The 26,345-nt window shown below is 73.2% G+C and carries 21 protein-coding genes and 1 pseudogene; 14 read left to right on the top strand and 8 right to left on the bottom strand.

Translation table 11 applies throughout. The features are described from left to right. Positions 1-117: 117 nt before the first annotated feature. The 4 genes and pseudogenes from V5O46_RS14610 to V5O46_RS14600 all read left to right on the top strand — a co-directional run bounded on the left by V5O46_RS14610 (position 118) and on the right by V5O46_RS14600 (position 3,368). Positions 118-2,118: an alkyl/aryl-sulfatase gene (locus V5O46_RS14610; protein ID WP_332885020.1), complete on the top strand. Its 2,001-nt coding sequence runs from the start codon at positions 118-120 to the stop codon at positions 2,116-2,118. Positions 2,119-2,200: 82 nt separating this feature from the next. Next, positions 2,201-2,326: pseudogene (locus V5O46_RS31925) on the top strand (cation:proton antiporter); the annotation flags it as partial. A 245-nt stretch (positions 2,327-2,571) separates the two neighbouring features. Next, the gene (locus V5O46_RS14605) at positions 2,572-3,018 is read left to right on the top strand and encodes a DUF7144 family membrane protein (protein ID WP_332885019.1); all 447 of its coding nucleotides are present in this window, start codon (positions 2,572-2,574) and stop codon (positions 3,016-3,018) included. Between the two features lie 77 nt (positions 3,019-3,095). Continuing rightward, positions 3,096-3,368 carry a lipopolysaccharide assembly protein LapA domain-containing protein gene (locus V5O46_RS14600; protein WP_332885018.1) on the top strand — a complete coding sequence of 91 codons (273 nt, stop codon included), beginning with the start codon at positions 3,096-3,098 and terminating at the stop codon, positions 3,366-3,368. Between the two features lie 7 nt (positions 3,369-3,375). Here V5O46_RS14600 and V5O46_RS14595 read toward each other — a convergent pair whose 3' ends face one another. The 3 genes from V5O46_RS14595 to V5O46_RS14585 all read right to left on the bottom strand — a co-directional run bounded on the left by V5O46_RS14595 (position 3,376) and on the right by V5O46_RS14585 (position 6,487). Beyond that, complete coding sequence (locus V5O46_RS14595; RefSeq protein WP_408648993.1) at positions 3,376-4,737, bottom strand: HAMP domain-containing sensor histidine kinase; 1,362 nt, start codon at positions 4,735-4,737, stop codon at positions 3,376-3,378. A gap of 201 nt (positions 4,738-4,938) precedes the next feature. Continuing rightward, positions 4,939-5,697 (bottom strand): response regulator transcription factor, encoded by a 759-nt coding sequence (locus tag V5O46_RS14590; RefSeq protein WP_332885017.1) that lies wholly within the window; start codon positions 5,695-5,697, stop codon positions 4,939-4,941. Positions 5,698-5,971: 274 nt separating this feature from the next. Next, positions 5,972-6,487, bottom strand: a complete 516-nt coding sequence (locus V5O46_RS14585) for a hypothetical protein (RefSeq protein WP_332885016.1) — start codon at positions 6,485-6,487, stop codon at positions 5,972-5,974. Between the two features lie 118 nt (positions 6,488-6,605). On the opposite strand from V5O46_RS14585, the gene V5O46_RS14580 reads away from it, so the two are divergent. Together V5O46_RS14580 and V5O46_RS14575 are read left to right on the top strand one after the other, a co-directional pair. After that, positions 6,606-6,941, top strand: a complete 336-nt coding sequence (locus V5O46_RS14580) for a YnfA family protein (protein WP_332885015.1) — start codon at positions 6,606-6,608, stop codon at positions 6,939-6,941. Positions 6,942-7,015: 74 nt separating this feature from the next. After that, positions 7,016-7,792, top strand: a complete 777-nt coding sequence (locus tag V5O46_RS14575) for an SDR family NAD(P)-dependent oxidoreductase (RefSeq protein ID WP_332885014.1) — start codon at positions 7,016-7,018, stop codon at positions 7,790-7,792. A 19-nt stretch (positions 7,793-7,811) separates the two neighbouring features. Here the strand turns inward: V5O46_RS14575 and V5O46_RS14570 are convergent, their stop codons facing one another. Continuing rightward, positions 7,812-9,005, bottom strand: coding sequence for an RtcB family protein (locus V5O46_RS14570; RefSeq protein ID WP_332885013.1), 1,194 nt, complete (start codon positions 9,003-9,005; stop codon positions 7,812-7,814). 204 nt (positions 9,006-9,209) lie between these two features. On the opposite strand from V5O46_RS14570, the gene V5O46_RS14565 reads away from it, so the two are divergent. From V5O46_RS14565 to V5O46_RS14555, 3 genes are all read left to right on the top strand, one after another. Continuing rightward, on the top strand, positions 9,210-10,073 hold the full coding sequence (locus V5O46_RS14565; protein ID WP_332885012.1) for a DUF3558 domain-containing protein: 864 nt from the start codon (positions 9,210-9,212) through the stop codon (positions 10,071-10,073). A gap of 116 nt (positions 10,074-10,189) precedes the next feature. Then, entirely contained in the window at positions 10,190-11,047 is an 858-nt protein-coding gene (locus tag V5O46_RS14560; RefSeq protein WP_332885011.1) for a DUF3558 family protein, read from the top strand. A 92-nt stretch (positions 11,048-11,139) separates the two neighbouring features. Then, positions 11,140-12,459, top strand: coding sequence for a DUF2637 domain-containing protein (locus V5O46_RS14555; protein WP_332885010.1), 1,320 nt, complete (start codon positions 11,140-11,142; stop codon positions 12,457-12,459). Between the two features lie 225 nt (positions 12,460-12,684). On the opposite strand, the gene V5O46_RS14550 is transcribed toward V5O46_RS14555, so the two are convergent. Both V5O46_RS14550 and V5O46_RS14545 read right to left on the bottom strand, forming a co-directional pair. Beyond that, positions 12,685-14,898 (bottom strand): S1 family peptidase, encoded by a 2,214-nt coding sequence (locus V5O46_RS14550; RefSeq protein ID WP_332885009.1) that lies wholly within the window; start codon positions 14,896-14,898, stop codon positions 12,685-12,687. Between the two features lie 34 nt (positions 14,899-14,932). Beyond that, positions 14,933-15,430, bottom strand: coding sequence for a hypothetical protein (locus V5O46_RS14545; protein WP_332885008.1), 498 nt, complete (start codon positions 15,428-15,430; stop codon positions 14,933-14,935). A 519-nt stretch (positions 15,431-15,949) separates the two neighbouring features. On the opposite strand from V5O46_RS14545, the gene V5O46_RS14540 reads away from it, so the two are divergent. Then, the gene (locus tag V5O46_RS14540) at positions 15,950-19,327 is read left to right on the top strand and encodes an ALF repeat-containing protein (protein ID WP_332885007.1); all 3,378 of its coding nucleotides are present in this window, start codon (positions 15,950-15,952) and stop codon (positions 19,325-19,327) included. Positions 19,328-19,519: 192 nt separating this feature from the next. Beyond that, complete coding sequence (locus tag V5O46_RS14535; protein ID WP_332885006.1) at positions 19,520-19,903, top strand: hypothetical protein; 384 nt, start codon at positions 19,520-19,522, stop codon at positions 19,901-19,903. Positions 19,904-20,005: 102 nt separating this feature from the next. Here V5O46_RS14535 and lysS read toward each other — a convergent pair whose 3' ends face one another. Beyond that, positions 20,006-21,778 carry a lysine--tRNA ligase gene (lysS, locus tag V5O46_RS14530; protein ID WP_332885005.1) on the bottom strand — a complete coding sequence of 591 codons (1,773 nt, stop codon included), beginning with the start codon at positions 21,776-21,778 and terminating at the stop codon, positions 20,006-20,008. Positions 21,779-21,982: 204 nt separating this feature from the next. On the opposite strand from lysS, the gene argS reads away from it, so the two are divergent. Further along, positions 21,983-23,755, top strand: coding sequence for an arginine--tRNA ligase (gene argS / locus V5O46_RS14525; RefSeq protein ID WP_332885004.1), 1,773 nt, complete (start codon positions 21,983-21,985; stop codon positions 23,753-23,755). Positions 23,756-23,842: 87 nt separating this feature from the next. On the opposite strand, the gene V5O46_RS14520 is transcribed toward argS, so the two are convergent. Then, positions 23,843-24,226, bottom strand: coding sequence for a peptidase inhibitor family I36 protein (locus tag V5O46_RS14520; protein ID WP_332885003.1), 384 nt, complete (start codon positions 24,224-24,226; stop codon positions 23,843-23,845). Between the two features lie 313 nt (positions 24,227-24,539). On the opposite strand from V5O46_RS14520, the gene V5O46_RS14515 reads away from it, so the two are divergent. Beyond that, on the top strand, positions 24,540-25,334 hold the full coding sequence (locus V5O46_RS14515; protein ID WP_332885002.1) for a peptidoglycan-binding protein: 795 nt from the start codon (positions 24,540-24,542) through the stop codon (positions 25,332-25,334). Positions 25,335-25,341: 7 nt separating this feature from the next. Further along, positions 25,342-26,289: a helix-turn-helix domain-containing protein gene (locus V5O46_RS14510; protein WP_332885001.1), complete on the top strand. Its 948-nt coding sequence runs from the start codon at positions 25,342-25,344 to the stop codon at positions 26,287-26,289. The last annotated feature ends 56 nt before the right edge of the window (positions 26,290-26,345 follow it).

Raw genomic sequence — 26,345 nt, 5'->3', positions numbered from 1 at the left:
GCTCCCTCCGACGGCGTAGCAGCGGTGGGCCCGGCGCGGAGGCGCGGGTGAGAGTGGCAGTGGCCGTGCGGCCGTCGCGTCGGCGGCCTCCGGACGCCGTCAGCGAGGGAGACGCCGATGCCCCACCCCACGCAGTCCAGGCCCGCCGAGCCGGCCATCGCCGCGGCCAACCGGGCCGTGCGGCAGCGTTTCCCCTTCGGTGACACGCAGGACCTGGAGGACGCGCGGCGCGGGTTCATGGGCACGGCGGCCGAGGACGTGATCCGGGGCGCCGACGGGCGGGCGGTGTGGGATCTCGCCGCATACGGCTTTCTGCGGCAGGACTGTCCGGACTCGGTCAACCCGAGCCTGTGGCGGCAGAGCCGACTGGTCGCCGACCACGGGCTGTTCGAGGTGGTCGAGGGGATCTACCAGGTACGCGGCTTCGACCTGTCGAACATGACCGTGGTCGAGGGCGAGCGCGGCATCCTCGTCATCGACCCGCTGATCTCCGCCGAGACCGCCTCCGCCGCCCTCGCCCTCTACCGTGCCCACCGCGGGGACCGGCCCGTCACCGGGATGCTGTACACCCACAGCCACGTCGACCACTTCGGCGGGGTGCGGGGGGTCGTGGACGACCAACAGGTCGCCGCCGGGGTGCCGGTGATCGCGCCGGCCGGCTTCCTCGGACACGCCGTCAGCGAGAACGTCTACGCCGGCACCGCCATGGCCCGCCGCGCCGCCTACATGTACGGCGCCGCACTGCCGAGGAGCGAGCGCGGCCAGGTCGGCGCCGGTCTCGGGCAGACCACCTCGACCGGCAGCGTCGGGCTCATCCCGCCGACGCGGGACATCGTCCGGACCGGGCAGACCGAGACCGTCGACGGCATCCGCATGGTCTTCCAGCTCACCCCCGGCACCGAGGCCCCGGCGGAACTGAACATCCACTTCCCGGACCACGCGGCCCTGTGCATGGCCGAGAACGCCACCCACAACCTGCACAACCTGCTCACCCTGCGCGGCGCCGAGGTCCGCGACCCGCGGGTGTGGGCCCGCTACCTCACCGAGGCCGCCGACCTCTTCGGCGGCGCCTCGGACGTCGCCTTCGCCTCCCACCACTGGCCGGTCTGGGGCCGGGACCGTGTCCTCGCGTTCCTGACCGAACAGCGCGACCTGTACGCCTACCTGCACGACCAGACGCTGCGCATGCTCAACCAGGGGCTGACCGCACCGGAGATCGCCGAGGAGATGAGCATGCCGCCGGCGCTGGAGCGGGCCTGGCACACCCACGGCTACTACGGCTCGGTCAGCCACAACACCAAGGCCGTCTACCAGCGCTACCTGGGCTGGTTCGACGGCAACCCGGCACACCTGTGGCAGCATCCGCCCGCCGAGGCCGCACGCCGGTACGTGGAGTTCATGGGCGGTGCCGACGAAGTACTGCGCCGCGCCCGGAAGTCATACGAGGCCGGAGACTTCCGCTGGGTGGTGCAGGTCGTCGACCACCTGGTCTTCGCCGAACCCGGCAACGCCGAGGCCCGCACCCTCCAGGCGGACGCCCTGGAACAGCTCGGCTACGGCAGCGAGAACGGAACCTGGCGGAACTTCTACCTCACCGGAGCCCTGGAGCTGCGCCGCGGCCCCGTCGGCACCCCCACGGTCACCACGTCCCCCGACCTCCTGCGCGCCCTGACGGTGGAACAGCTCTGCGACGCGCTGGCCATCCGGGTGGACGGACCGCGGAGCTGGGACGCGGACATCAGCGTCCGGTTCGATCTCAAGGGGGGTGCCAAGGGCGGTGCGTCCAAGGGGGGTGTCGGCAAGGGGAGCGGCTCCGTCACGCTGCGGCTGCGCAACGGCGTGCTCACCCACGGCACCGGCCCCGGCCCGGACTTCCGCCCCGGTTCACGGTCAGGATCCGGCCCGCACGCCGCCCCCGGACCGCACGCCGCCCTCGAACCGGACGTCGCCATCGCCCTCGACGAGGACACCCTGCGCGGCCTCCTCCTCGGCACCACCGCCCCCGGCGAACTGTACGACCGGCCGGGCGTCGAGATCACCGGCGATCCGGCCGCGCTGACCGCCCTGCTCGGCCATCTCGACACCCCGGATCCGGACTTCGTCATCGTGACCCCCTGACCCTCCGCCCTCCTGGCGGTCCGTCCGTCCTCCTGACCCCCGTCCTCGGTGATGTCGGCGTTCGGCGCGGTCGGCGAGTTCGGGCAAGGCGGAGGCGATGGGGTTCGGCTTCCTGGTACCGCTGTTCTACGTGGTCACGGGCATCGAGTTCGACCTGGACGCGCTGCTGGACGACCCCGTGGCGCTGCTGCTGGTTCCGTACTCGCTCTGCCGCTGCCGGCGATGCGGCTGCGGGCGGCGGCCGGACCGCCCCGGCCGGCGCCGCCCGCGCAGGACACCGCGGAGAGCTCGGAGGCCTGGTGACAGCTCCGCCGGCGACGGGCCCGCGCGCTCACCCGTTCGGCGCAGGTCCTGTGGTGGCCGGTGGCGGGGGCCGGTCAGGGTCGTAGCAGCAGTGCGGCGCGCCGGGCGCCCGCGCCGCCTCCCCGCAACGGACTCGGAAGGGACAGGACCATGAGCGGACAGCCGTCCTGGGGCTCATCGGCCTCATCGGCCTCATCGGCCTCATCAGCCTCCAACAGCGGCTGGGTCACCGGCGGCGTCATCTTCGCGGGCGCCCTGATGCTGATCAACGGAGTGCTGTTCGTCTTCCAGGGGATCGCGGCGATCGCCGAGGACGACGTGTACGTCCGGGTCGACGACTACATCTACCGGATCAACCTCACGGGCTGGGGATGGATCCTGCTCGTCCTCGGTGTCGTCGCGTTCTTCGTCGGCGTGGGCATCCTGCAGGGCGCGGCCTGGGCGCGCGTCCTCGGCATCCTGCTGGCCGCGCTGAGCCTGGTGGCCCAGTTCCTGTTCCTGCCGTACCAGCCCGTCTGGTCCGTCGTGATGATGGCCATCGCCGTCTTCGTCATCTGGGCGCTCGCGGTCCACCACCCCGACCCCGCCAGGCGCTGACCGCGCCCGTGGGCCGCGTCACCCGGACGGCCGCCCTCATCGCAGCACGGCGGTCCGGCGCGGCCGATGCTGGCATCATGAGCCGAGCAGACAACCCGGGCCCGTCGGGCAGAGGCACCGGCCGACGCAAGAGCGCAGGGCGGCGCCGCGGCCCCGAACTGACCGCGACCCGCATCACGGTGCTGGTGCTGATCGCCCTCGCGATCATCCTCATCGCCGAGAACACCGAGGACATCGAGATCCGGCTCGTGGTCCCGGTCGTCACGATGCCCCTCTATCTGGCCCTCCTCCTCATGTTCCTGATCGGCGGCCTGGCCGGGGCGCTGGCCCTGCGCCTGAGGAACAGGTGACGCGCCCTCACCCCCGGCCCACGGTGAAGCCGATCACCGAGCCGCCGCCCTCCCGCCGGAACGCGAACGGCGCTCCCCCGTGGGCCAGCGCCACCTCCCGCACGATGGACAGGCCGAGGCCAGAGCCGGAGCGGGAGCGGGCCTCGGCGGCGCGGTAGAAGCGGTCGAAGACCCGGGTCAGATCGCCGTCGGCGATACCGGGCCCGCGGTCGCGGACCTCGACGCGGACGATCCCCGCGGGGCCGGGAGTCCCCCGGAGGGCCGGGCCGGTCACGGCGACCTCGATGGGGGCGGCGCCGTCGGGGTCGAACTTCGCGGCGTTCTCCACCAGGTTGGACAGCGCGCGGGCCAGCATCGCAGGGCGGCACTCCGCCGCCGTGTCGCCACCGGCCCGCACGGCGATCTCCCGGCCGGTGCGGCGGCGGGCGGCAGCCGCCACGTCGTCGGCGAGATCGGCGAGGTCCACCCGCTGCGGGGGCTCGCTGTCCGACTGGCCGGCCGCCAGGTCGACCAGCTCGTTGACCAGGTCGGTCAGCTCCCGGGCCTCCTGGCCGAGGTCCGCGACGAGTTCCTCCCGGGTGGCGGGCGGGAACTCGTCGATCCTGCGCAGCAGCGAGATGTTGGTCCGCAGCGAGGTCAGCGGCGTACGGAGCTCGTGGCCCGCGTCCTGCACCAGCCGCCGCTGGTCGTCCTCCGACTGGGCGAGCCGGCCCAGCATGCGGTCGAAGGCCCGGCCGAGCCGGCCGACCTCGTCGTGTCCGGTGACCGGGACCTGGATGCCGAGCCTGCGGGTACGGGCGACGTCCTCCGCGGCGGAGGTGAGCGCCACCAGGCGGCGGGTGATGCGGTGGGCCAGCCACCAGCCGAACAGCCCGGCCGCGGTCACCACCGCGGCCATCAGCACCAGCGTGCGGCGCTGCAGGGCGCGCAGCAGATCCTCGGTGCCGCTGAACTCCTGCGCCACCTGCACCGCGCCCCGCCCGCCGCCGAGGGAGACGGTCGCGATGCGGTAGACGTCGGCGCCGACACCGACGTCCTGGTGCCGCACCAGCCGCCCGGGGGCCACGGAGGCGGCGATCCGCCGGTCGGCTCCGGTGACCGGCAGCCGCCGGCCGGCCCCGTCGGAGACCTCGCCGCCCGCGCCGAGCACCTGGACGTAGGTGCGGGCCGGGCGCACGATGTCGTGGCCCGGCGCGGCGGACAGGAAGTCGCCGGGGGTCATCCGCTGCTGCCGTACCTCGGCCCGCAGATCCTGCACGGCCTGCGCGAAGACGGTCTCCTGGTCGACGCGGACGAGGCGGGCGGCGGCGCTGTAGGACAGCACGCCGACGAGCACGGTGACCGCGGCGGTGACCGCCGCGAAGGACACGGCGAAGGTGGTCCGCAGCGAGGTCGGCCGAGGCCGCCGCCCGGAGCAGGACCGGGCCCCTGGCCTGTCCCCGACCTCCGCCCCCTCCTCAGCCCCTGCCCCTGGCCTGTCCCCGACCTCCGACCCCTCCTCAGCGCCTGCCCCTGGCCTGTCCTCGACCTCCGCCCCCTCCTCAGTCCCTGCCCCTGTACCTGCGGTCACTCAGTCCTCCCGCAGGACGTAACCCACCCCGCGCACGGTCTGGATCGGCTGGGGCGCGCCCGGCTCGTCGAGTTTGCGGCGCAGATAGCCGACGTAGACGGCGAGGTTCTTGGAGCCGGGCCCGAAGTCGTAGCCCCAGATACGGTCGTAGATCGTGGAGTGGTCGAGCACGATGCCCGCGTTGCGGACCAGCAGCCCCAGCAGCTCGAACTCGGTGCGGGTCAGCTCCAGCTCCCGCTCGCCGCGCCAGGCGCGCCGGGCCCGGGGGTCCATGCGCAGCCCGGCCGCCTCCAGGTACCGGGCGGGCGACTGCGCCGGTGCCTGCCCGGGCGCCCGCTGCGGGCGCGGCCCGGCCCCGGCCCGGTTCCCGCCGCCGCTCCCGCCGTCCGCGGTGCCGGTGCGGCGGAGCAGGGCGCGCAGCCGGGCGAAGACCTCCTCGACGTCGAACGGCTTGACGACGTAGTCGTCCGCGCCCGCGTCCAGGCCCGCGACCCGGTCGGCGGTCTCCACCAGCGCCGTCAGCATCAGGATGGGCGTGGAGTCGCCCTCGGCGCGCAGTTCCCGGCAGACCTGGAGCCCGTCGGGACCGGGCATCATCACGTCCAGTACCAGCACGTCCGGCCGGGCGCACCGGCTCTGCTGCAGCGCCTGGGCGCCGTCCGCCACCGCGGTGACCTGGTAGCCCTCCAGGGTGAGGGCGCGCTCCAGGGCGTTGCGGATGGCACGGTCGTCCTCGGCGAGCAGCACGGTGTGGGGCACGCGCCCAGTCTGCCAAGTCCACCGGCCGCCCAACCGCCGGGCGGGTGCGGCTTCTTACCGGCCTCTCACCCGGCCCTCCGGCCGCCCCCCGATCCGGCCTCGGCCACCCCGAGCCGGGCCACTCCGCCGCCCCCGAGCCCAGCCCTCCGCCGGCCCCGAGCCCGGCTCACCGCCGGCCCCTCGCCGGCGGCCGTCCGCTCGGCCGGGCAAGGAGCCCCGGCCGAGGCCTCCAGGCCCGCCGTCCAGGCCCGGCGCCCAGGGCGTGGCCCGCTGCTCAGAAGTGGTAGGTGTCCCCGGTGTCCAGCACGAGCACCCGCTGCTGGTCGTTCTCCCGGTTGCGGTCCACCGCGCCGCCGCCCCACACGGTGTCCAGCTCGAGCACGACCTCCGACGGGGTGTCCTGCAGCGACACCCGCAGTTCGATCGGCTCCCCCACGCCGTCCGCGGCCAGCGCCCCGGTCCGGCACAGGACCACCTGGGTTCCCGACCGCGCGCACCCGTCGGGCAGCTCCTGCTGCGCCACCGGGGGCACGGACCAGCGCAGCCGCACGGTCGCGTCCGGCACCGCCGAGGGGCCGTGGTTGCGCGGCACGAAGGAGACGTCCACCCGGCCTTCGTCCAGCGTCGCGGACCCGTGGTACGCGAGGTCGGCCTCCGGCGCGCCACCGGGCACCGCCCGCTCCGCGCCGGCCGCCGACCCCGCCGTCCCGGCCACCGTCGTCGTCAGTGCGGCCCCGCACACCGCGAGCGCCCGCACCGCCCTCGTCACCCTGTTCCGCCGCTGCCGCATCGGAGCCTCCTGCACCTGTGCCGTCCCGTCCTGTGGATGTATGCCACGCCGGGCCGCCGTCAGGCGCCCTCCAACAGGTGATGCACGGAGCCGGCCGGGCACATGCCAAGCTGCCCGCATGCTCATCCTGCGCTCCGCCGCCCTCTTCGTGATCGCCGCCCTGTTCGAGATCGGCGGCGCCTGGCTGGTCTGGCAGGGCGTGCGCGAGAACCGGGGGTGGCTGTGGGTCACCGGCGGAGTGCTCGCGCTCGGTGCCTACGGCTTCGTCGCCACCTTCCAGCCCGACGCCCACTTCGGCCGGGTCCTCGCCGCGTACGGCGGGGTCTTCGTGGCCGGGTCGATCCTGTGGGGGGTGGTGGCGGACGGCTACCGCCCGGACCGCTGGGACATCACGGGCGCGCTCATCTGTCTCGGTGGGATGGCGGTGCTGATGTGGGCCCCGCGCGGCGGCTGACCGCCCGCTCGCCCCGTCCACCCCGTCACCTACGCTGGGTGACGACCGGTCGTACCCATGCCGAGGAGCAGCCCATGGCCACCGCCGCACCGTCCGCCGCGTCCCGCATCGCCGTCGTCACCGGTGCGAGCAGCGGCATCGGCGCCGCCACGGCCCGCGGGCTGGCCGCCGCCGGCTACCGGGTGGTCCTCACCGCCCGCCGCAAGGACCGTGTCGAGGCGATCGCCGAGGAGATCAACACCGCCGGGCACTCGGCGACGGCGTACCCGCTCGACGTCACCGACCGGGCCGCGGTCGACGAGTTCGCGACCGCGTTCCGGACCATCGGCGTCCTGGTGAACAACGCGGGCGGCGCGCTCGGCGCCGACCCGGTGGCCACCGGCGACCCGGACGACTGGCGCCGGATGTACGAGACCAACGTCATCGGCACCCTCCACCTCACCCAGGCGCTGCTGCCCAAGCTGGAGGCCAGCGGCGACGGCACGGTGGTGGTCGTCTCCTCCACCGCCGGCCACGGCACCTACGAGGGCGGCGCCGGCTACGTCGCCGCCAAGCACGCCGAGCACGTCCTGGCGGAGACGCTGCGCCTGGAGATCGTCGGCCGCCCGGTGCGCGTCGTCGAGATCGCGCCCGGCATGGTGAAGACCGACGAGTTCGCCCTGACCCGCTTCGCCGGCGACCGGGAGAAGGCGGACAAGGTCTATGCGGGCGTGGCCGAGCCGCTGACCGCCGGCGACGTCGCCGACACCATCGTCTGGACGGTCACCCGCCCCTCCCACGTCAACGTCGACCTCCTGGTGGTCCGCCCCCGCGCCCAGGCGTCGAACACCAAGGTCCACCGGGAGCGGTGAGCTCCGCGGGGAAGGGGGGTCAGCCCTTCACGCAGACGACCTGCTTCAGCTTCACCACGACCTCCACGAGATCCCGCTGCTGGTCGATGACCTGCTCGATCGGTTTGTAGGCACCCGGGATCTCGTCCACGACGCCGGAGTCCTTGCGGCACTCCACGCCCTGCGTCTGCTGCTCCAGGTCCCTGGTCGAGAAGCGGCGCTTGGCGGCGTTGCGGCTCATCCGGCGGCCGGCGCCGTGCGACGCCGAGTTGAAGGAACCGGGGTTTCCGAGCCCCTTCACGATGTACGAACCCGTGCCCATGGAGCCGGGGATGATGCCGTACTCGCCGGAGCCCGCGCGGATCGCGCCCTTGCGCGTCACCAGCAGGTCCATCCCCTCGTACCGCTCCTCCGCCACGTAGTTGTGGTGGCAGGAGATCTCCGGCTCGAAGGTCGGCCTGGCCTTCCTGAACTCCTTGCGGACGACGTCCTTCAGGAGCGCCATCATGATCGAGCGGTTGTACTTCGCGTACTCCTGTGCCCAGAACAGGTCGTTGCGGTAGGCCGCCATCTGCGGGGTGTCCGCGACGAAGACGGCGAGGTCCCGGTCGACCAGACCCTGGTTGTGCGGGAGTCCCTGGGCCACGCCGATGTGATGGTCGGCCAGTTCCTTGCCGATGTTGCGGGAACCGGAGTGCAGCATCAGCCAGACGGAACCGTTCGTATCCGTGCAGACCTCGACGAAATGATTGCCGCTGCCCAGCGTTCCCATCTGCTTGTGCGCACGGTCCTGACGGAACCTGACCGCTTCGGCCACTCCGCCGAAGCGCCCCCAGAACTCGTCCCACCCGGAGGTGGCGAACCCGTGCAGTCGGCCCGGGTCGACCGGGTCGTCGTGCATCCCGCGGCCCACCGGGATGGCCTGCTCGATCCGGGAGCGCAGTCGCGAGAGGTCCCCGGGCAGGTCGTTCACCGTGAGGGAGGTCTTCACCGCGGACATCCCGCAGCCGATGTCGACCCCCACCGCCGCCGGGCACACCGCGCCCCGCATGGCGATGACGGAGCCGACGGTCGCACCCTTGCCGTAGTGCACGTCCGGCATCACGGCCAAGCCCTTGATCCACGGCAGCGTGGCGACGTTCCGCAGCTGCTGGAGGGCGCCCTCCTCGACCGTCGCCGGGTCGGCCCACATACGGATCGGGACCTTGGCGCCCGGCATCTCCACGTACGACATAACTTCCCCGTTCCCCCGAAAACGAACAAAAGTCCCGAAGCGCAAAACCGGCGCCAGATCCCCGGAAAAAGGGCGACGGACCGGCGTCCACGGCAGCGCGTGCGATACACATTGTGTCCAGCGGGCGCCCCCGTGCGGCAAGCGAATATCCAGCGGGGACACTGGAACACCGTGCCGAGATCCACCGTCGAGAGGAGCCAGACCGTGCAGCGGAAGGCGTATGTATCCGGCGCCGCCGCACTCCTCGCGGCACTGCTCACCGGCTGCACCGCGGGCTCCGGCGAAGGCGGCCCGGCGGACGACTCCAACCCCGGCGACCCGGACGCCACCTCCGCAGCGGCCGAGCCCGGCAGGTACCGCACGCTCCCCGAGCCGTGCCGCGCACTCTCCCACGACACGCTCGACGGCCTGCTGCCCGGCATCCGGCAGATCGCGGACAGGGAGCAGCGCGAGAAGGCCTACGAGGGGGCGCCCACCCTCACCTACGACACCGACCGCAAGGTCGGCTGCCGCTGGAAGGTGGAGTCGGCGGACGCCACCCACCACCTGTTCGTCGACTTCGAGCGGGTGGTGTCGTACGACACCGCGGTCAGCGACGACGACCGGGCCGAGACCCTGTTCGCGGGCAAGGAACTGGCCGCCGACCTCCCCGAGCCGGCCGCGAGCACGGGCGGGTCGCCCGGCGGCAGCGGACCCCCCTCCGGGTCGCCGTCCGGGTCGCCGTCCAGCAGTTCCTCCCCCTCGGCGACCAGCTCGCCCGGCGCGAACACGAGCTCGAGCCCTGCCACGGACGCCTCCACCGGTCCGTCCACCGGTGCCACCCCCACCGGACTCCAGCCCCGCACCCTCGACGGCCTCGGTGACGATGCCTTCGTGGACGACGAGCTCAGCACCGCCGGGACGGCCAAGCGCCGTACGGTCACTGTGGCGTTCCGCACGTCGAACGTGATCGTGACCGTCGAGTACGTCGAGCAGCCGGCCACGGCCGCGGTCGAGCCGGACAGCGAGGAAATGCAGGACAGGGCGCGGAAGCTGGCCGCGAGCCTGGACGATTCGCTGGGCGGCTGAGGCGGCTTCGGCCCGCCCGGTCCCGGCGGGCGAATGCCGCCGACCGGGACCATGGGGTTCCTTCACCGCGTACCGTGGCCCCTCGGACAGAGTCCGACCGCAGGAACACGAGCGTCATGAGTGAAGGAACCATGCAGCGACGAGCCCAGCGAGACCAGCGTGCCCAGCGAGACCACGGAGCCAGGCGCCGCCGCCGCGCATTCGCCGGCCTCGCCGCAGTCCCCGCGGTGCTGCTGGCCGCGGGCTGCTCCTCGGACTCCGGCTCCGGCAACTCCGGGGACAAGGCCCGCAAGTCGCCCTCGGCCTCCGCGAGCCCGTCCCCGACCGTGCAGGCGGCGGTGTACGGCAAACTCCCCGAGCCCTGCTCCGTGGTGCCGGAGAAGACGCTGAAGGACCTGGTGCCGAAGGGCGCCGACTCCGGCAAGGAGGGCTCCTCCAACGACATCGCGACCCGCGCCAGCTGCTCCTGGGACAGCCTGGACGACAACGGCGTCGACGGTTCGCAGTTCCGCTGGCTGAACGTCTCGCTGCTGCGCTTCGAGTCGGACCTCGCGCGGGGCGAGGGCGACCTGCTGGCGCAGGAGTACTACGAGAAGCAGGTCAGGGACGCGCAGGCGGTCGACGGCGCCAAGGGGACGAAGGCCGAGCCGCTGTCCGGGACCGGCGACGTGGCCACGGCGGTGCGCTACGACCTGAAGAAGAAGGAAGGCACCTTCAAGCAGCAGACGGTCGTCGTCCGCGCGGAGAACGTGGTCGTCACCGTCGACTACAACGGCGCCGGTCTCGCCGGGGACAAGACCCCGGACGCCGGTGACCTGATGAAGGACGCCCAGCGGGCCGCCGAGGACGCGGTCGCCGCGGTCGCCGCCGCCAACAAGGACGGCGGCAGCGGTGCGGCGAGCGGCTCGCCGTCGGCCTCGCAGGGCGCCTCCGACCCGGCGTCGGCATCGGCCTCCGCCGCGGCGAAGAGCTGACGCGGAAGCCTTCCCACCGCACCGGTCACCCGTACGCCGTACGCATGTGCCACTCTGTTCCGCGCAACACAGGCACTGGGAGGGGAGTACGGGTGGCCGCGCCACTGAAGCTGACACGGATGCACCGCGTTCTCATCGGCGTGGTCGTCTTCGGTGCCGTCATCATCGCGGGCATCGGCTTCGCGGGGTCGTACGCGGCCGTCCGTGAGCTGGCCCTCAAGAAGGGCTTCGGGGACTTCAGTTACGTCTTCCCGATCGGTATCGACGCCGGGATCTGCGTCCTGCTCGCCCTGGATCTGCTGCTGACCTGGATCCGGATCCCGTTCCCGCTGCTGCGTCAGACGGCGTGGCTGCTGACGGCGGCGACGATCGCGTTCAACGGCGCGGCGGCCTGGCCCGATCCCTTGGGCGTGGGCATGCACGGGGTGATCCCGATCCTGTTCGTGGTGTCCGTGGAGGCCGCCCGGCACGCGATCGGGCGGATCGCCGACATCACGGCGGACAAGCACATGGAGGGCGTGCGGCTCACCCGCTGGTTGCTGTCCCCGATACCGACGTTCCTGCTGTGGCGCCGGATGAAGCTGTGGGAGCTGCGCTCCTACGACCAGGTCATCAAGCTGGAGCAGGACCGGCTGGTCTATCAGGCCCGGCTGCGCTCGCGCTTCGGCCGTGCCTGGCGGCGCAAGGCCCCGGTGGAGTCGCTGATGCCGCTGCGGCTGGCCCGCTACGGTGTGCCGCTGGCCGAGACCGCCCCGGCGGGGCTGGCGGCGGCCGGCATCGAGCCGGCGCTGCTCCCGCCGGCGGTGGAGCAGGAGGGCCCGGCACAGCGGGAGTACGCCGCCGGGACGTCGACGGCCGCGGCCACGGCGGCCGAGCCGCGCCCCGAGCTCGTGCGCGGCGCTCCCGGTCCGGAGGGGCCCGGGCGGGCCGACCGGGAGCCGCGGCCGGAGGAGGCCGGGCCGGAGGAGAGCCCGTGGTTCAACACCCCGCGCCAGGTCGCGTACCAGGGCGGTTACGACCCCACGTACGACCCGGCCGAGCAGTACGCGCAGTGGTACGCGGAGCAGCAGCAGGCCGAGCAGTACCGGGACCAGTTCGAGGAGGAGCCTGCGCCGCAGGACGTGCCGCCGCCCTCTTCGGAGGACACCGGCAGCTTCCCCATACCGGTGGGTCCGGGCCGCACCCGGGAACTGGGCGAGGGCGGTGCCACGGCGGCCACGGAGCCGGACGAGGACTCGTACTACCAGGTGTTCAAACAGTCGATCAACGGCAGCTATCCGACACCGCGGGAGTTCGGCGAGAACGTCGAGGCCGAGTTCAGCATCGGGCTGCAGCCCGACGAGGCCAAGCGCATGGTCAACCGTTTCACCAACCGCTACAACGCGGAGCTGGAGGAGGACCACATCGCCTGACAAGGTGCGCCGGGTACGGCGAAGGGGGCGCCCGGTGGGTACCGGGCGCCCCCTTCGTCGGTGCGGGCGGCTCCAAGCAGGTCGGGCGAAGCCCGCTGCGGTTCGGCAGCGCCCCGAAGAGGCGCGGGGACTGCGCGACCAGTGAAGAGGCGCGGGGACTGCGCGACCAGCCACGACGGCGCCGCGGACGAGCGACGGCACATCGCGGCGCCTCCAGCGGAGCGCCTAGCGGGCCGCGTGGCCGAAGCGGACCCCGCTCGCGGGAAGACCACCCTGGCCGGGCTGGTAGGCGGTGACCGCGGCCGGGGGCACCCCGAGGGTCACGTTGTCCATCGGCAGGGCGTACAGCGTGCCGTGGGCGCTGGGACCGTAGGGCATGCCGACGTAGAGGTGGGTGCCGGTGAAGTGCAGGCTGGCGCCGAGGCGCTCGCCGGCGCCCGGGTTGCCGGGGATGCCGTCGCCGTCACCGGGCTCGATCCACTTGTCGTGGTCGCCGGGGTTGCCCAGGAACGAGAAGACGTGCACGGCGCCGGACCTGGACTCCGAGCCGATCGCCTCGTCCGGGATGCCGACGGCCACCTTCATGGTCGCCGCGGTGCTCACCGCGCGGGGGGCGGTGTTGATCGCGGTGAGGGTGGTGCCGAAGCGGTCGCCGGACTCCGAGGTGCCGGAGATGTCGTCGTCGCCGGTGCCGGAGGACATGCTGCCGGTCTGGGTGTAGGTGCCGGCGGCGGTGACGCGGAAGAGCAGGACGCTGCCGGTGTCGGTCTTGTTCGCGCCGCCGACGGTCAGGTCCTCGCCCGGGGTACCGACCGCGAGGTAGGAGTCGGTGGCCGCCGCCGCGCCGGAGGGCCGGTAGGGGGCGAGGGCGAGGGAGGCGCCGAAGGCGTCACCGGGCTCGGCACCGCCGGAGACGGTGTCCAGGTCCTGGTCCAGGCCGAACAGCGGGGTGGGCCGGTTCTCGGAGTTCAGCCGGTGCGAGAAGACCGCGAGGTTGCCCGCGCCGTTGTCGGCGCCGATGGCCTCGTCGGGGGCGCTGATGGCGATGTGGTTGGCGTCGGCCGCCACCACGGTGCCGAAGCGGTCGCCCGCCTCCACCGCGCCGGGCACGTCCAGCTTGTCCTGGTGGACGGAGACGTTGGTCGTGCCGTGCACGTAGAACGCCTGGCCGGCGTCGGCGACCGAGCCGAGGGCCTCGCCGGGCACGCCGATCACCAGGAACGGCTTGCCGGCCGCGGTGGTGCCGGCCGCCAGGGCGTGGCCCATGCGGTCGCCGGACTCGGAGGCGGAGGCGGATATGGAGCCGTTGCCCTTGCCCTGCTCGAAGTGGGTGTCCTTGACCGCGCCGGTGCCCAGGCCGCCCGGGGCGCCGTGCAGGATCTCGACCATGCCGGCGTCGGTACCCCCGCCGATGTTCTCGCCGGGGACGCCGACGGCCAGGTCGGTGCAGCCGTCCTCGTCCCAGTCGACGGTGTCCAGGGACTCGCCGAAGTTGTCGTTCGGCTCGGAGCCGCCGCGCACCCAGTCCAGGTCCTGGCTGATCTCGGCGGTGCCCTTGCCGCCGCCGTAGACGATCCGGACCAGACCGGCGCCGGCGTCACCGCCGACGGCCGCCTCGGGGTCGGCGATGGCGATGTCCTCGGCACCGTCGCAGTTGAAGTCGGTGACGCGGTGGGCGCCGGTCCTGGACGCCACCCAGGAGGCCAGGTCGTCCACGCGGGCGGCGATGCCGCCGGTGCGGGTCTCGGTCTCGTCGATGCCGAGGCAGCCGCCCTGGTAGGAACGGCTGGCGAGGGCGACGAGCTGGTGGGTGCCGCCGTCGGTGCGGACCAGCGGGCCGCCGGTGTCGCCCATGCACGCGGCGGCGCCGTCCTTGCCGGTGACCGTCGCGGTGGTGGCGTCGGCGGCGTCCACCGCAAAGGCGCCGGTGTGCAGGTTCAGCGGCGCCCACTCGGTCGCCGTCCGGCCGTAACCGGCGAGCTTGAGCTCCTCGCCCGCGGCGGGTGCGGCGCCGGCCAGGGCGACGGGGGCGACGTCGGTGACGGGGCGGTTGAGCCGGGCCAGGACCACGTCGCGGTCGGTGCGCGGCACCAGCTCGACGACCTCGCGGACGGCGCCGGCGGTGCCGGTCAGGTCGGAGCGGCCGATCGTCGCGGTGGTCTTCAGCTCGGGCTTGCCGGCGGGGACCGTCAGGCTCGCGGCCGGGTCCTCGGCGAAGCAGCTGGCCGCGGTGAGCAGCCACTCGGCGTCGACCAGGACACCGGAGCAGCCGCGGTCGTGGTTGCCGACGATCAGCTGGGCGGCGTAGGCGTGGGTGGTGTCGCCGGACGGGGCGGCGGGGCCGGTCACGGCGGCGGCGGGCGTCACGGACAGCGCGAGCGGTCCGGCCGCCAGGGTCGCGCCGAGCGCGGTGAGGCGAAGGCGTCTGGTGGAATGCATGAAGGTGGTGTCCTCTGTTCCTGCTGTGCGACGGCTACTTGGCGGAGCGGATCTCCACGAGCATGTGCTCGCGGTCCTGTTCGTCCGCGCTCTCGCCGACGGCGGTCCAGGTGTTCTTCTCCAGGTCGAAGGACTTCTCCTCGGCACCGACGGTCATGTCGACCTGCGTGTCGTAGTCGTTGCCCTTCATGGAGAAGACCGCCGGGATCTCCAGGGTCAGCCAGCCGGAGTCGCCCACGACCTTGAAGCACACCTTGCCGGAGTGCCGCCGTGCCAGGACCTCGATATAGCCGGTGCCGCCGGCGCAGTCCACCAGCGTGATGTGGCCGTCACCGCGCTTGAGCAGGATGTTCTGCTCCGCCAGGATCCGGTCCGCGTCGGGGTAGTTGAAGTCCTCGACCGCGTAGCCGGGCGCGGCCTCGGCGACCGTCGACGCGGCGCCTGACCGGGCGTCGGCGGCACCGCCGAGCACGCCCGAAAGGGCCGCCCAGGCCAGGGCGCCGCCCGCCGCCGCGGCGGCGACGGTGCGCACGAGGAATCTCTTCCCGGGCTTGTTCCCGCGAAATTCCGAGGGTTCTGCAACGGCCTTCATCGCGCTCCAAGAGTCGTCGTTCCGTGGGGCGTCGGGCCAGCGGAAAACCCACGGCGACGAAACCGTCCGACGAGGGTTTCCGCATCGCCGTAACGCGCAAGGGAGGGGCGGCTTGCACGTGTCCGCGAGCCACCCGCCTTCCCATGCAATCCGCCTCCCTACGACCTGTCCACTTCGCCAACCGGCCGAATCTGGACGTACGTTCACCTCGTGATGTGACTCCCGTCACCCCTCCGAAAGGTTGTAGCGAGCGACGTGAAGAGCTCGTGATGATCCGTCATGCAGTTTCACACACCACCGGTTCGGGTCGACTTCCCTTTGTGCACCGGCAATTGACGGTCCTTGAGAAATATGAATGGCTAGGGCGTCGTCGCGTCACGACAGCTTTCCGCCGTGTGCCGTTTCCGCACGGCACCCACCTGGTTTCCGCACGGCACTCACCTGGAGGACGACATCCCTATGGAGACAGTGTTCTGGAGCCGGCGACGCCTGCTCGGCACCCTCGCCGCCGTCACGGCCGTCGCCGCCGCGCCCGGTGGCCCGGCCCTGCCGGCCCGTGCCGCGGCGGCGACGACGGACGATCCGCCCAACCCGTTCACGCTGCCGGACACCCAGCGGGCGCAGGTGGTCAAGGCATGGCTGACCGGTGGCAGGGCGACCAAGGCAGCCGCGGCGGAGGCACTGTACGGCACGGACGCGGACATACAGACGTTCCTCACCTCGACGCTGGCGAAGGTGGCGGCGGAGGACAACCGCGTCGCGGTGGCGAGCTATCTCGCCAGATCCGGGGTGGGGCTGCGGCGTGAGGCGTCCGCGGCGCTGGACGGCGGGGACAGCGCGGTGGCCGCCTTCCTCGACGGGGGCTTCAGGTCGGGCCTGCTCGAGGACCTGCAGGTGGCCACGGCCACCGTCTCGGCCACCGGCGGCAAGGGGGTCAGGCGCGAGGCGTCCGCGGCACTGGACGCCGGTACCGAGCAGGCACTCGCGGAGTTCCTGTCCGAGGGCCGGTTCACCGCCCGCGAGGAGGACCAGCGGGTGGAGACCGCCTCCATGCTGATGTCCGGCGGCTCGGAGGTGCAGAAGTACGCGGACCGCGCGCTCAGCGGCAACCGCCAGGAAGTGGAGTGGTTCCTGGACACCGGGCAGCACATCGCACGCGCCCGCGACCAGGAGGCGGCGACGATCGAGGAACTCGTCGCCGTCGTGGAGCGCGAGGGCAAGCGCGCCCAGGCGGAGACCGACCTCGCCGTCGAGGCCTCCGAACGGGCCAGGACCGCCGCCGAGAAGGCGAAGGAGGCCGCCGAGAAGGCCGCCGCCGAGGCCGAGGCGGCCAAGGACGACGTGGCGAAGTCCGGTGCGGCGGCCCGCAGAGCCGCGAGCGCCGCGAAGGGCGCCGCCAAGGCCGCCCGCAACGCCATCAGCGCCTCCCGGACGGCGGTCGCGGCCTCACGCCGCGCCTCGTTCGCCGCGACCGCCGCCGCACAGGCCGCCGCCACCGCGGGCAACGCCGCGGCTCGTGCGTACAACGCGGCCATCGCCGCCTCCAAGGACGCCTCCAAGGCACAGGCGGCCAAGAACGCCGCCATCGCGGCGCGCAACGGCGCGGACCGGGCCCGTACCGCGGCCACGGCCGCCGACTACGCGGCCACCGCGGCCGCACAGGCGGCCGGTGCCGGTTCCGCCGCCGCGTCCGCGGCCCGCAACGCCGCCTCCGCCGCCAACGCCTCCGCACAGGCCGCCACCGCGGCGGGCGTCGCCCAGTCCGAGGCCGCCGAGGCCAAGCGCCAGGCCGAGATCGCGAACAACGCAGCGAACCGCGCCACCAACGCCGCCTCCACCGCACAGGCCCTGGCCAACAACGCCGCGTCCGCCGCGCGCACCGCACGCGACGCCGCCAACTCCGCCGCGGCACATGCCGACAAGGCCGCCGACGCGGCCGAGGAGGCATTCGAGTACGCGGGTCAGGCCATCGACTACGCCAACAGGTCCAGGGCGCACGCCGAGGAGGCGATCAAGGCCGCCAACACCGCGACCAAGGCCGTCGAGGACGCCCAGGCGGTGGAACAGGCCGCCCGGGACGCGGAGGCGGCGCGCCTGGAGGAGGACAAGAAGGACGGCCTGGAGGAGGCCAGGCTGCTCGCCCGGATGGAGGCGGAGGAGCGGGCCGCACTCGCCAACCTGCGCACGCAGGACGAGCAGACCGCACAGGCCCTCAAGGACCAGATCGCCGCCGCCGAGACCGCGCTGGCGGACGGTGACCTCGCGCTGGCCGCCACCCTGGGCCGCAAGGCGGCCATGGGCATGGCGGCCGCCAAGGGCGCCTGGGCGCGGGAGGCCGCCCAGTTCGCACTGGCCGGCACGGATGCCGACATCCACGCCTGGATCGACGCCGACCGCGCCCTCGCCGAGGACCAGGACGACCGGGAGACGGCCCTGCATCTCGCGGAGGTGGGCCCCGCCAACGTCGGCAACGCCGTCCATACGGCGCTGACCAGCCAGACCGCCGGAGCGGTGAAGGCCTTCCTGGCCGACGGGCTGCTCGCGGCCGCGGCCGAGGACTACCGGGTCAGCATCGCCGGCATCCTCGCCGCCGATCCCGGCCCCGCCGTCAAGGCCGCCGCCAACGCCGCGCTCGACGCGAACACCCCCCAGGCGCTGCGGGACTTCTTCGAGCACGCGCACCCCGACGCCGTCCGGGACGACGACGGGGTCGCCACCGCGGCGCTGCTCAACTCCGGGGGCATGTACACCAAGGCGTACGCGGAGGTGGCCCTGGAGGGCCCGACGTGGATGCGCCGGAACTTCGTCTCCGTCGTCCAGCACAAGGCGGCCCGGCTCGACCACGACTCGGCCACCCACATCGCCGCGATCCGGGGCGCGATCGCCGCGGCCGCGAAGATCGCCTGCAAGGCGCAGGAGGACGCGCAGCTCGCGTCCAAGGCGGCCGCGGAGGCACGCGACGCGGCGGAGGAGGCCCAGGAGTGGGCGGACAAGGCGCTCGCCTCCTCGGAGCAGGCCGACACCTACGCCGCCCAGGCCAGGCAGAACGCCGACGACGCCGACGCGTCCGCCCAGGCCGCCCAGGCCTCCGCGGACCGGGCGAAGAGCGCGGCCCAGACGGCTCGCAAGGCGGCCCGGGCCGCCAACTACTCGGCCAACCGGGCCATCGACTCGGCACGCAGCGCCCTGCGCTCCTCCTACAGCGCGCAGGCCTCGGCGAACAGCGCGCGCCAGGCCGCCGTCGCCGCGGGCAAGGACGCGGACGCGGCCGCGGCGGCGGCCGGCGACGCCCGCCGCATCGAGGGGGAGAAGCGCAGGGCGGAGGCTGCGGAGGCCGCGCGCAAGGCCGCCGAGGAAGCCCAGAAGGCCAAGGACGAGGGGCGGAACCCGGCCGACAGCCCGACGCACGACCGGACCAACTCCGGTGGCAGCGAGGGCGACAAGGACGAGTGGTGGAACGACGCCAAGTTCTACGCCGACGCGTTCAACTGGATCAGCATCGGCTCCGGGTTCCTCGCCGCGGCCCTCGCCTTCGCCGCGCCGTGGACCGGCCCCTTCGCACCGGCCGTCGCCGCCGCGGCGGGCGTCCTCGGCTGGGTCTCGGTGGGGTCGGCGGCGCTCAGCACGCTGTTCACGGGCATCGAGTACGGCTTCGACAGCTCCCAGTTCGCGGGCTCCCTGGTCGGAACCAGCCTGGGCCTGCTCACGTTCGGCCAGTCCAAGTGGATCGGGCACACGCTGGACGGCGTGGTGTCGCCCATCGCCAGGCGGGCCACCCAGCTGGGCAGCGACATCATCTCGCCCATCACCGGTACGCTGTCCTCCCTTTTCGGGTGACCGTCCGGTGACCACCGGATGACGGCCGACCGCTGGTCCGGCCGGAGGGGACCGGCTCACCGCGCCGGTCCCCCGTGGTAGCAGGGCGCCGGTCTCCCCGGTACAGAAGGACATCCCGGCGCAGCAGGGCACTCCGCCACAGAAGGGCACTCCGGCGCAAGGAGAGCACCCCGGCACAGAAGGGCACCCCTCATGCTCACGTCCGTACCCATCGGGTGGCTTTGGCTACTGGCCGCGGCGGCCACCGTGCTGTCCAGCTGTGTGCTGGGCAGCTGGATACCGCTGCGGAAGTTCCGCATCGCCTACCCGGTGATCATGGTCACCGGGGGCGCGGTCCTGGTCCTCGTCTGCCGGGTGAAGGGCATCGACCTGACCGGGGCGCTCGTCATGTACGCCTGCGCCCACATCGGTCTGACCCTCGGCCTGCTGCCCCAGCGGAGGATGTTCCGCGAGGTGCTCGAGCGGTGGCGCAGGGGAGAGCCCACGGACCACCTCAAGGCCCCGCGCCGGCACCACGTGTTCCTCGCCGTCTGCGTGGTCGGCGTCTCGCTCGCCGGTTTCGCGCTGACCCGCTGACCCGGCCGCCCGTCGGCACTGCCGCCGACAGGGCCACGCCGCCGGCCCGGGCCCGCGGAACCGCGCAGGAACGCGGCGCCGCGGGGCCCGTGCCGGTGTGTCCTACTGCCCCAGCAGGGTCCGCACCCGCTCCTGCCCGACCGCCAGCAGCAGCGTGGGCAGCCGCGGGCCGGTGTCGCGGCCCACGAGCAGGTGGTAGAGCAGCGCGAAGAACGACCGCTGGGCGGTCTTGATCTCCGGCGGCAGCTCCTTGGGCGTGGCGTCGGCGGAGAAGCCCGCCCGGACCTTGGGCACCCCGTAGACGAGATGGGTGAGCCCGTCCAGCGACCAGTGCTCGGCCAGCCCGTCGAGCAGCAGCCGCAGCGACTCGCGACCCTCTTCGTCGAGCGACTTCAGCAGCTCGGTGTCGGGCTCCTCGCGCACGATGGTGCGCTGGTCGGCGGGCACATACGTGTTGATCCACGCCTCGGCCCGGTCATAGCGCGGCCGGGCCTCGTCCAGCGAGCCGATCGGGTCGGACGGGTCCAGCTCGCTGAGGATGCGCAGTGCCTGGTCCTCGTGCCCGGCGGTGATGTCGGCGACGGAGGCCAGCGTCCGGTACGGCAGCGGGCGCGGCGTCCGCGGCAGCTCGCCACCCGCCGTGCGCACCGCACGCGCGTGCGCGGCCGCGTCCGCGGGCAGCGCCGACCCTCCCCCGGTGCCCGATGCCCGGGAGGTGCCCCCAGCGACCTTGGCGTCGAGCCGGTCCCACTCGTCGTACAGCCGCTGGATCTCCTGGTCGAAGGCGATCTTGAAGGACTGGTTGGGGCGGCGCCTGGCGTACAGCCAGCGCAGCAGCTGCGGCTCCATGATCCGCAGCGCGTCGGCGGGCGTCGGCACCCCGCCCTTGGACGAGGACATCTTCGCCATGCCGCTGATACCGACGAAGGCGTACATCGGCCCGATCGGCCGCTCCCCGCCGAAGATCCCCACGATCTGGCCGCCGACCTGGAAGGACGAGCCCGGCGAGGAGTGGTCGACACCGCTCGGCTCGAAGATCACGCCCTCGTACGCCCAGCGCATCGGCCAGTCCACCTTCCAGACCAGCTTGCCGCGGTTGAACTCGCTGAGCCGGACCGTCTCGGAGAAACCGCAGCCGGTGCAGCCGTAGGTCAGCTCGGTGGAGGCGTCGTCGTAGGTGGTGACGGTCGTCAGGTCCTTCTCGCAGTTGCCGCAGTACGGCTTGTACGGGAAGTACCCGGCGGAACCGGAGCTGCCGTCGTCCTCGCTCGCCGCGCCGGAGCCCTCGGCGGCCTCCAGCTCGGCCTCGTCGACCGGCTTCTGCGACTTCTTGGCCTGGGCCCTGGGCTTGGTCCGGTACTGGGCGAGCACCGCGTCGATGTCGCCCCGGTGCTTCATGGCGTGCAGGATCTGCTCGCGATAGGCGCCGGAGGTGTACTGCGCGGTCTGGCTGATGCCGTCGAACTCCACACCCAGCTCGCCGAGCGCCTCGACCATCGCGGCCTTGAAGTGCTCGGCCCAGTTGGGGTGCGCGGAGCCGTCCGGGGCGGGGACGGAGGTGAGCGGCTTGCCGATGTGCCCGGCCCAGGACTCGTCGACGCCCGCGACCCCGGCCGGCACCTTGCGGAAGCGGTCGTAGTCGTCCCAGGAGATCAGGTGCCGCACCTCGTGGCCCCGGCGGCGGATCTCGTCGGCGACCAGGTGCGGGGTCATGACCTCGCGCAGGTTGCCCAGGTGGATCGGGCCCGACGGGGACAGCCCGGACGCGACGACGACCGGTTTGCCCGGGGCACGGCGCTCCGACTCGGCGATGACCTCGTCCGCGAAACGGGAGACCCAGTCGGTGGTCTCGGTGCTCTGAGCCACGATCGGCACGTCCTCTTGATTCTGAAGTGGGTCTGGACCCCCGGAGTCGTCCGGGCTCCGGGAGACGTCCGGACTCCGGGAGTCGGGGCTGCGTGGCGGCTTCGCCACCTCCCCATGATTCCAGACGGCCGCGCGACCGCGAAAACCGCTTTACCCCCCGTGAGAGACTGGCCGTGGCTATCCATCCCCACGAGGAGAACGGCACCCTTACCTATGGCCTCGGTCACGTCCCTCAGCGACTCCGTCCAGCAGCAGCTCACGTCCGCCCTCACGGCCGCCCGGCCGGAGGCGGCCGGCGCGGACCCGCTGCTGCGACGCAGCGACCGGGCGGACTACCAGGCAAACGGCATCCTCGCGCTGGCCAAGCAGGCCAAGGCGAACCCGCGGGAGCTGGCCGGCGAGGTGGTCTCCCGGGTCACCACCGGCGATCTGATCAAGGACATCGAGGTCTCCGGCCCCGGCTTCCTCAATATCACCGTCGGCGACCGGGCGATCATCGAGAACCTCGCCGCGCGGTACGCGGACGACACCGGCCGCCTCGGCGTGCCGCACGCCGAGCACCCCGGCACCACGGTGATCGACTACGCCCAGCCGAACGTGGCCAAGGAGATGCACGTCGGCCATCTGCGCTCCGCGGTGATCGGCGACTCGGTGGTGCAGCTGCTGGAGTTCACCGGCGAGACCGTCGTCCGGCGCCACCACATCGGCGACTGGGGCACCCAGTTCGGCATGCTCATCCAGTACCTGGACGAGCATCCGCACGAGCTGGACCACAAGGCCGGACCGGATCTCCAGGCCTCCGGCGAGGAGGCGATGTCCAACCTCGACCGGCTCTACAAGGCGGCCCGCAAGGTCTTCGACACCGACGAGGACTTCAAGACGCGCGCCCGGCGCCGGGTGGTCGACCTGCAGGCCGGGGACCCGCACACGCTCGCCACGTGGCAGAAGTTCGTCGACGAGTCGAAGATCTACTTCTTCTCCGTCTTCGAGAAGCTCGACATGGAGGTCCGCGACCCCGACATCGTCGGCGAGTCCGGCTACAACGAGATGCTCGCCGAGACCTGCCGCCTCCTGGAGGAGTCGGGCGTGGCCGTCCGCTCCGAGGGCGCGCTGTGCGTGTTCTTCGACGACATCAAGGGCCCGGACGGCAATCCGGTCCCGCTGATCGTGCAGAAGTCCGACGGCGGCTTCGGCTACGCGGCCACCGACCTGTCGGCGATCCGCGACCGGGTGTTCCGGCTGAAGGCCGACTCGCTGCTGTACGTGGTCGACGCCCGCCAGTCGCTGCACTTCCGGATGGTCTTCGAGACCGCGCGCCGGGCCGGCTGGCTGAACGAGGGCGTCAAGGCGGTCCAGCTCGCCTTCGGCACGGTCCTCGGCAAGGACGGCAAGCCGTTCAGGACCCGTGAGGGCGAGACGGTCAAGCTGGTCGACCTGCTCGACGAGGCCATCGACCGGGCCTCCGCGGTGGTCCGGGAGAAGGCCCAGGACCTGTCCGAGGAGGAGATCGCCGAGCGCGGCACCCAGGTGGGCGTCGGCGCGGTGAAGTACGCGGACCTGTCCACGTCGGCCAACCGCGACTACAAGTTCGACCTCGACCAGATGGTCTCGCTCAACGGCGACACCTCGGTCTACCTGCAGTACGCCTACGCCCGGATCCGGTCGATCCTGCGCAAGGCCGGGGACGTGCGCCCGGCCGCGCGCCCGGAGCTGGAGCTGACGGCCGCCGAGCGCGCCCTGGGCCTGCACGTGGACGCCTTCGCCGAGACGGTCGCGGAGGCCGCCGCCGAGTACGCCCCGCACAAGCTGGCGGCGTACCTGTACCAGCTGGCGTCGCTGTACACGTCGTTCTACGACAAGTGCCCGGTGCTGAAGGCCGAGACGCCGGCGCAGGTGGAGAACCGCCTCTTCCTGTGCGACGTGACGGCGCGGACGCTCCACCGCGGCATGGCCCTGCTGGGCATCCGCACCCCCGAGCGCCTCTGAGCACCCGCGTCGACCACGGCCGCGGCCCGTCCTCTCCCCCGCAGGGAGGACGGGCCGCGGTGGTTCACGCGGTCGGTCCCGGGCGGGTCAGCGGCAGTTGACCCACGTGTTCGACTTCTGGTACCAGACCGTGTTGCCCGTCCCCTTGTTGCCCCGTGAGACGACACCGGTCTCTCCGCGGTGGTTCGTCCTGCTGTACCACCGGTAGTCGCAGGACCTGCCGTGGTTGTACCAGGACTTGAAGCCCTGGAAGACCACGAACTTGGTCAGGTCCTTGTTGGTCCCGGCGACCTTCTGCATGCGGCCGGTGTAGTTCTTCCCGGACCAGACGCAGAACCAGCCCGACGGGCAGTCCTTCGCCGCCGCCGGCGCGGCCTGCGCCGCACCTGCCGTCCCCGCGCTTCCGGCCAGCAGGCCACCGGTCAGTGCGACGCCGCTGGCGAGGACCGCGAACTTCCTGGTCCTGTGCATGCTGTTCCCCCTTCGAGGTCTGGGTGCGCCGGCCCGCAGCGGCCGGCTCGGCAACGAGACTGCGGGATCCGGGGCGCAGGTCTCCACAGTTGCCGCAGAAGTGACGCACCGGCGGGACGTCCCACGCGCCGACCTGCGCGGACACCCCCCGCCGAGTCGGTACGGAGAGACGGCCGGGACGCCCCCGGTGGCCGGTTCCGCACGCTGTGGGAGCCGCCGTCCGCCAGGGACCACGGCTGCGGGGGCAGAATGCGAACCGGGGGGAAGGGCCTCTGGACCGGGGGCCCTTGAACACCTACGCGATGGGGGGAGCATGTCGCGTTGGAAGGGACTTCCCGCGGACCTCGACCCGCGCACGCGCCGGCTGGTGGTGCGCCTGCGCCGGGCGAAGGACCACAGCGGGCTCAGTATGCGGCAGCTGGCGGCGAAGACGGGGTTCAGCGCCAAGTCGTGGGAGCGCTATCTGAGCGGCAGGACGCTGCCGCCACGGGAGGCCGTCGAGGCCGTCGCCCGGCTGGGCGGCGACGATCCGACCCGGCTGCTCGCCCTGCACGAGGTCGCCGCCGCGGCCCGGGCGGACCGCCGCGAGAGCGCGGCGGCCGAGACGTCCGAACCGCTCGAGCCACCCGGGGCTCCCGGCCCCCCGCCGCGCGGCCGTCTCCGGCGGCGTCCCCGGTACACCGTGCTGTGCACGGCCCTCGCGGCCCTGGTGCTGGCCGCCGCCGTCCCGGCAGCCGTGCTGCTCGCCCAGCGCAGCGACGACGGCCCGGACGCGACGGGGCCCGCCGCCCGGGCCACCACCCCGGCGCCCGGCCCGGCCTCCGCCGCGTCGTCGCCGGTCACCTACACCTGCGCCGTGCAGCGGATCGACGGGCGCTGGTACGCGGGCAACAGCCGCACCCGGGATGCCATCGTGGCCTACGGTCACGCGGGCCCGGAGGTCGCCGAGGTGCAGTGCCTGCTGCGCCGGGCCGGACTGTCCCCCGGGGAGGTCGACGGGATCTTCGGGCCGCTGACGCAGCGCGCGGTCAAGCAGATCCAGCAGCGGGACGGGCTGGTGGTGGACGGCATCGTGGGCCCGCACACCTGGAAGGCGCTGCGGGGGTGACGGGGCGATGAGCGGGACGTCACCCCCGCCGTCACCGGAGCGGACGCGGCTGACGGCCGTGCTCCGGGAGCTGAGGGCAAGCACCGGACTGAGCCTGGCGGGCCTCGCGGAGCGTACTGCGTACAGCAAGTCCTCGTGGGAGCGGTATCTCAACGGCAAGGCGCTGCCGCCCCGCCGCGCGGTACAGGACCTGTGCCGGCTCGCCCGGGAACCGGACGGGCGGTGTCTGGCCCTGTGGGAGATCGCGGAGGCGGAGTGGAGCGGGCGCGGAGCGCCACCACGGGACGGCGGACGCGCAGCGCCAGGACGGGCGCCGTCCCGCCGGACGCCCGGACCGGCGCCGCCGCCGTCACCGGCACCGGCACCGGCGTCCGAGCCGGACCCGGCCCCCGGACCGCCGCCGTGGGAGGACGAGAGCCGTGCCGGCGGCCGCGGCACGGCGGTGACCGCGCTGCTGGTGTCGGTGTGCGCCCTGGTGGCCGGAGGCGCGGCGACGGCCGCCCTGCTGCTGACGTCCCCGGACGGCGGATCACGGACGTCGTCGGCCTCGTCGCCGGCCCCCTCGGCTGCGTCGCCGTCCGCTCCCGGGCCGCGCTGCCGAGGCGCCGCCTGCGAGGGCCAGAACCCGATGCACATGGTCTGCGGCGGCGCCCCGGACACGCTGGCCGCACACCGCACGGCCACCGGCGCCCGGCTGGAACTGCGCTACAGCCGGGAGTGCGGCGCGGGCTGGGCCCGGATGTGGGACACGCGTATCGGTGACCGGCTGGAGGTGACGGCGGGCGGCCCCACCCACGACGTGGAGATCGAGGACAGCCTCGACGCACAGGCCTACATCCACACCACCATGGCCGCCACCCGCCCCGGAAGCGTCCTGCACGCCTGCTTCCGGCCCGCGGCGGACGGCACACCCGAGTGCTTCGACGCCCGCGTGGGCCGAGCCCCTGAGCCCTGAGCCCGCCCCTGCTCCCCTCGAGCCCTGCCGCCCCCGTCCCCCGTCCCCCGTCCCCC

Origin of the sequence: Streptomyces poriticola (genome assembly GCF_036689765.1) — a bacterium.
In the GTDB taxonomy this organism is placed as follows: Bacteria; Actinomycetota; Actinomycetes; order Streptomycetales; family Streptomycetaceae; genus Streptomyces; species Streptomyces poriticola.
Note: the sequence above shows the minus strand (reverse complement) of the source record. Positions and strands in the feature narration are given on the sequence as shown.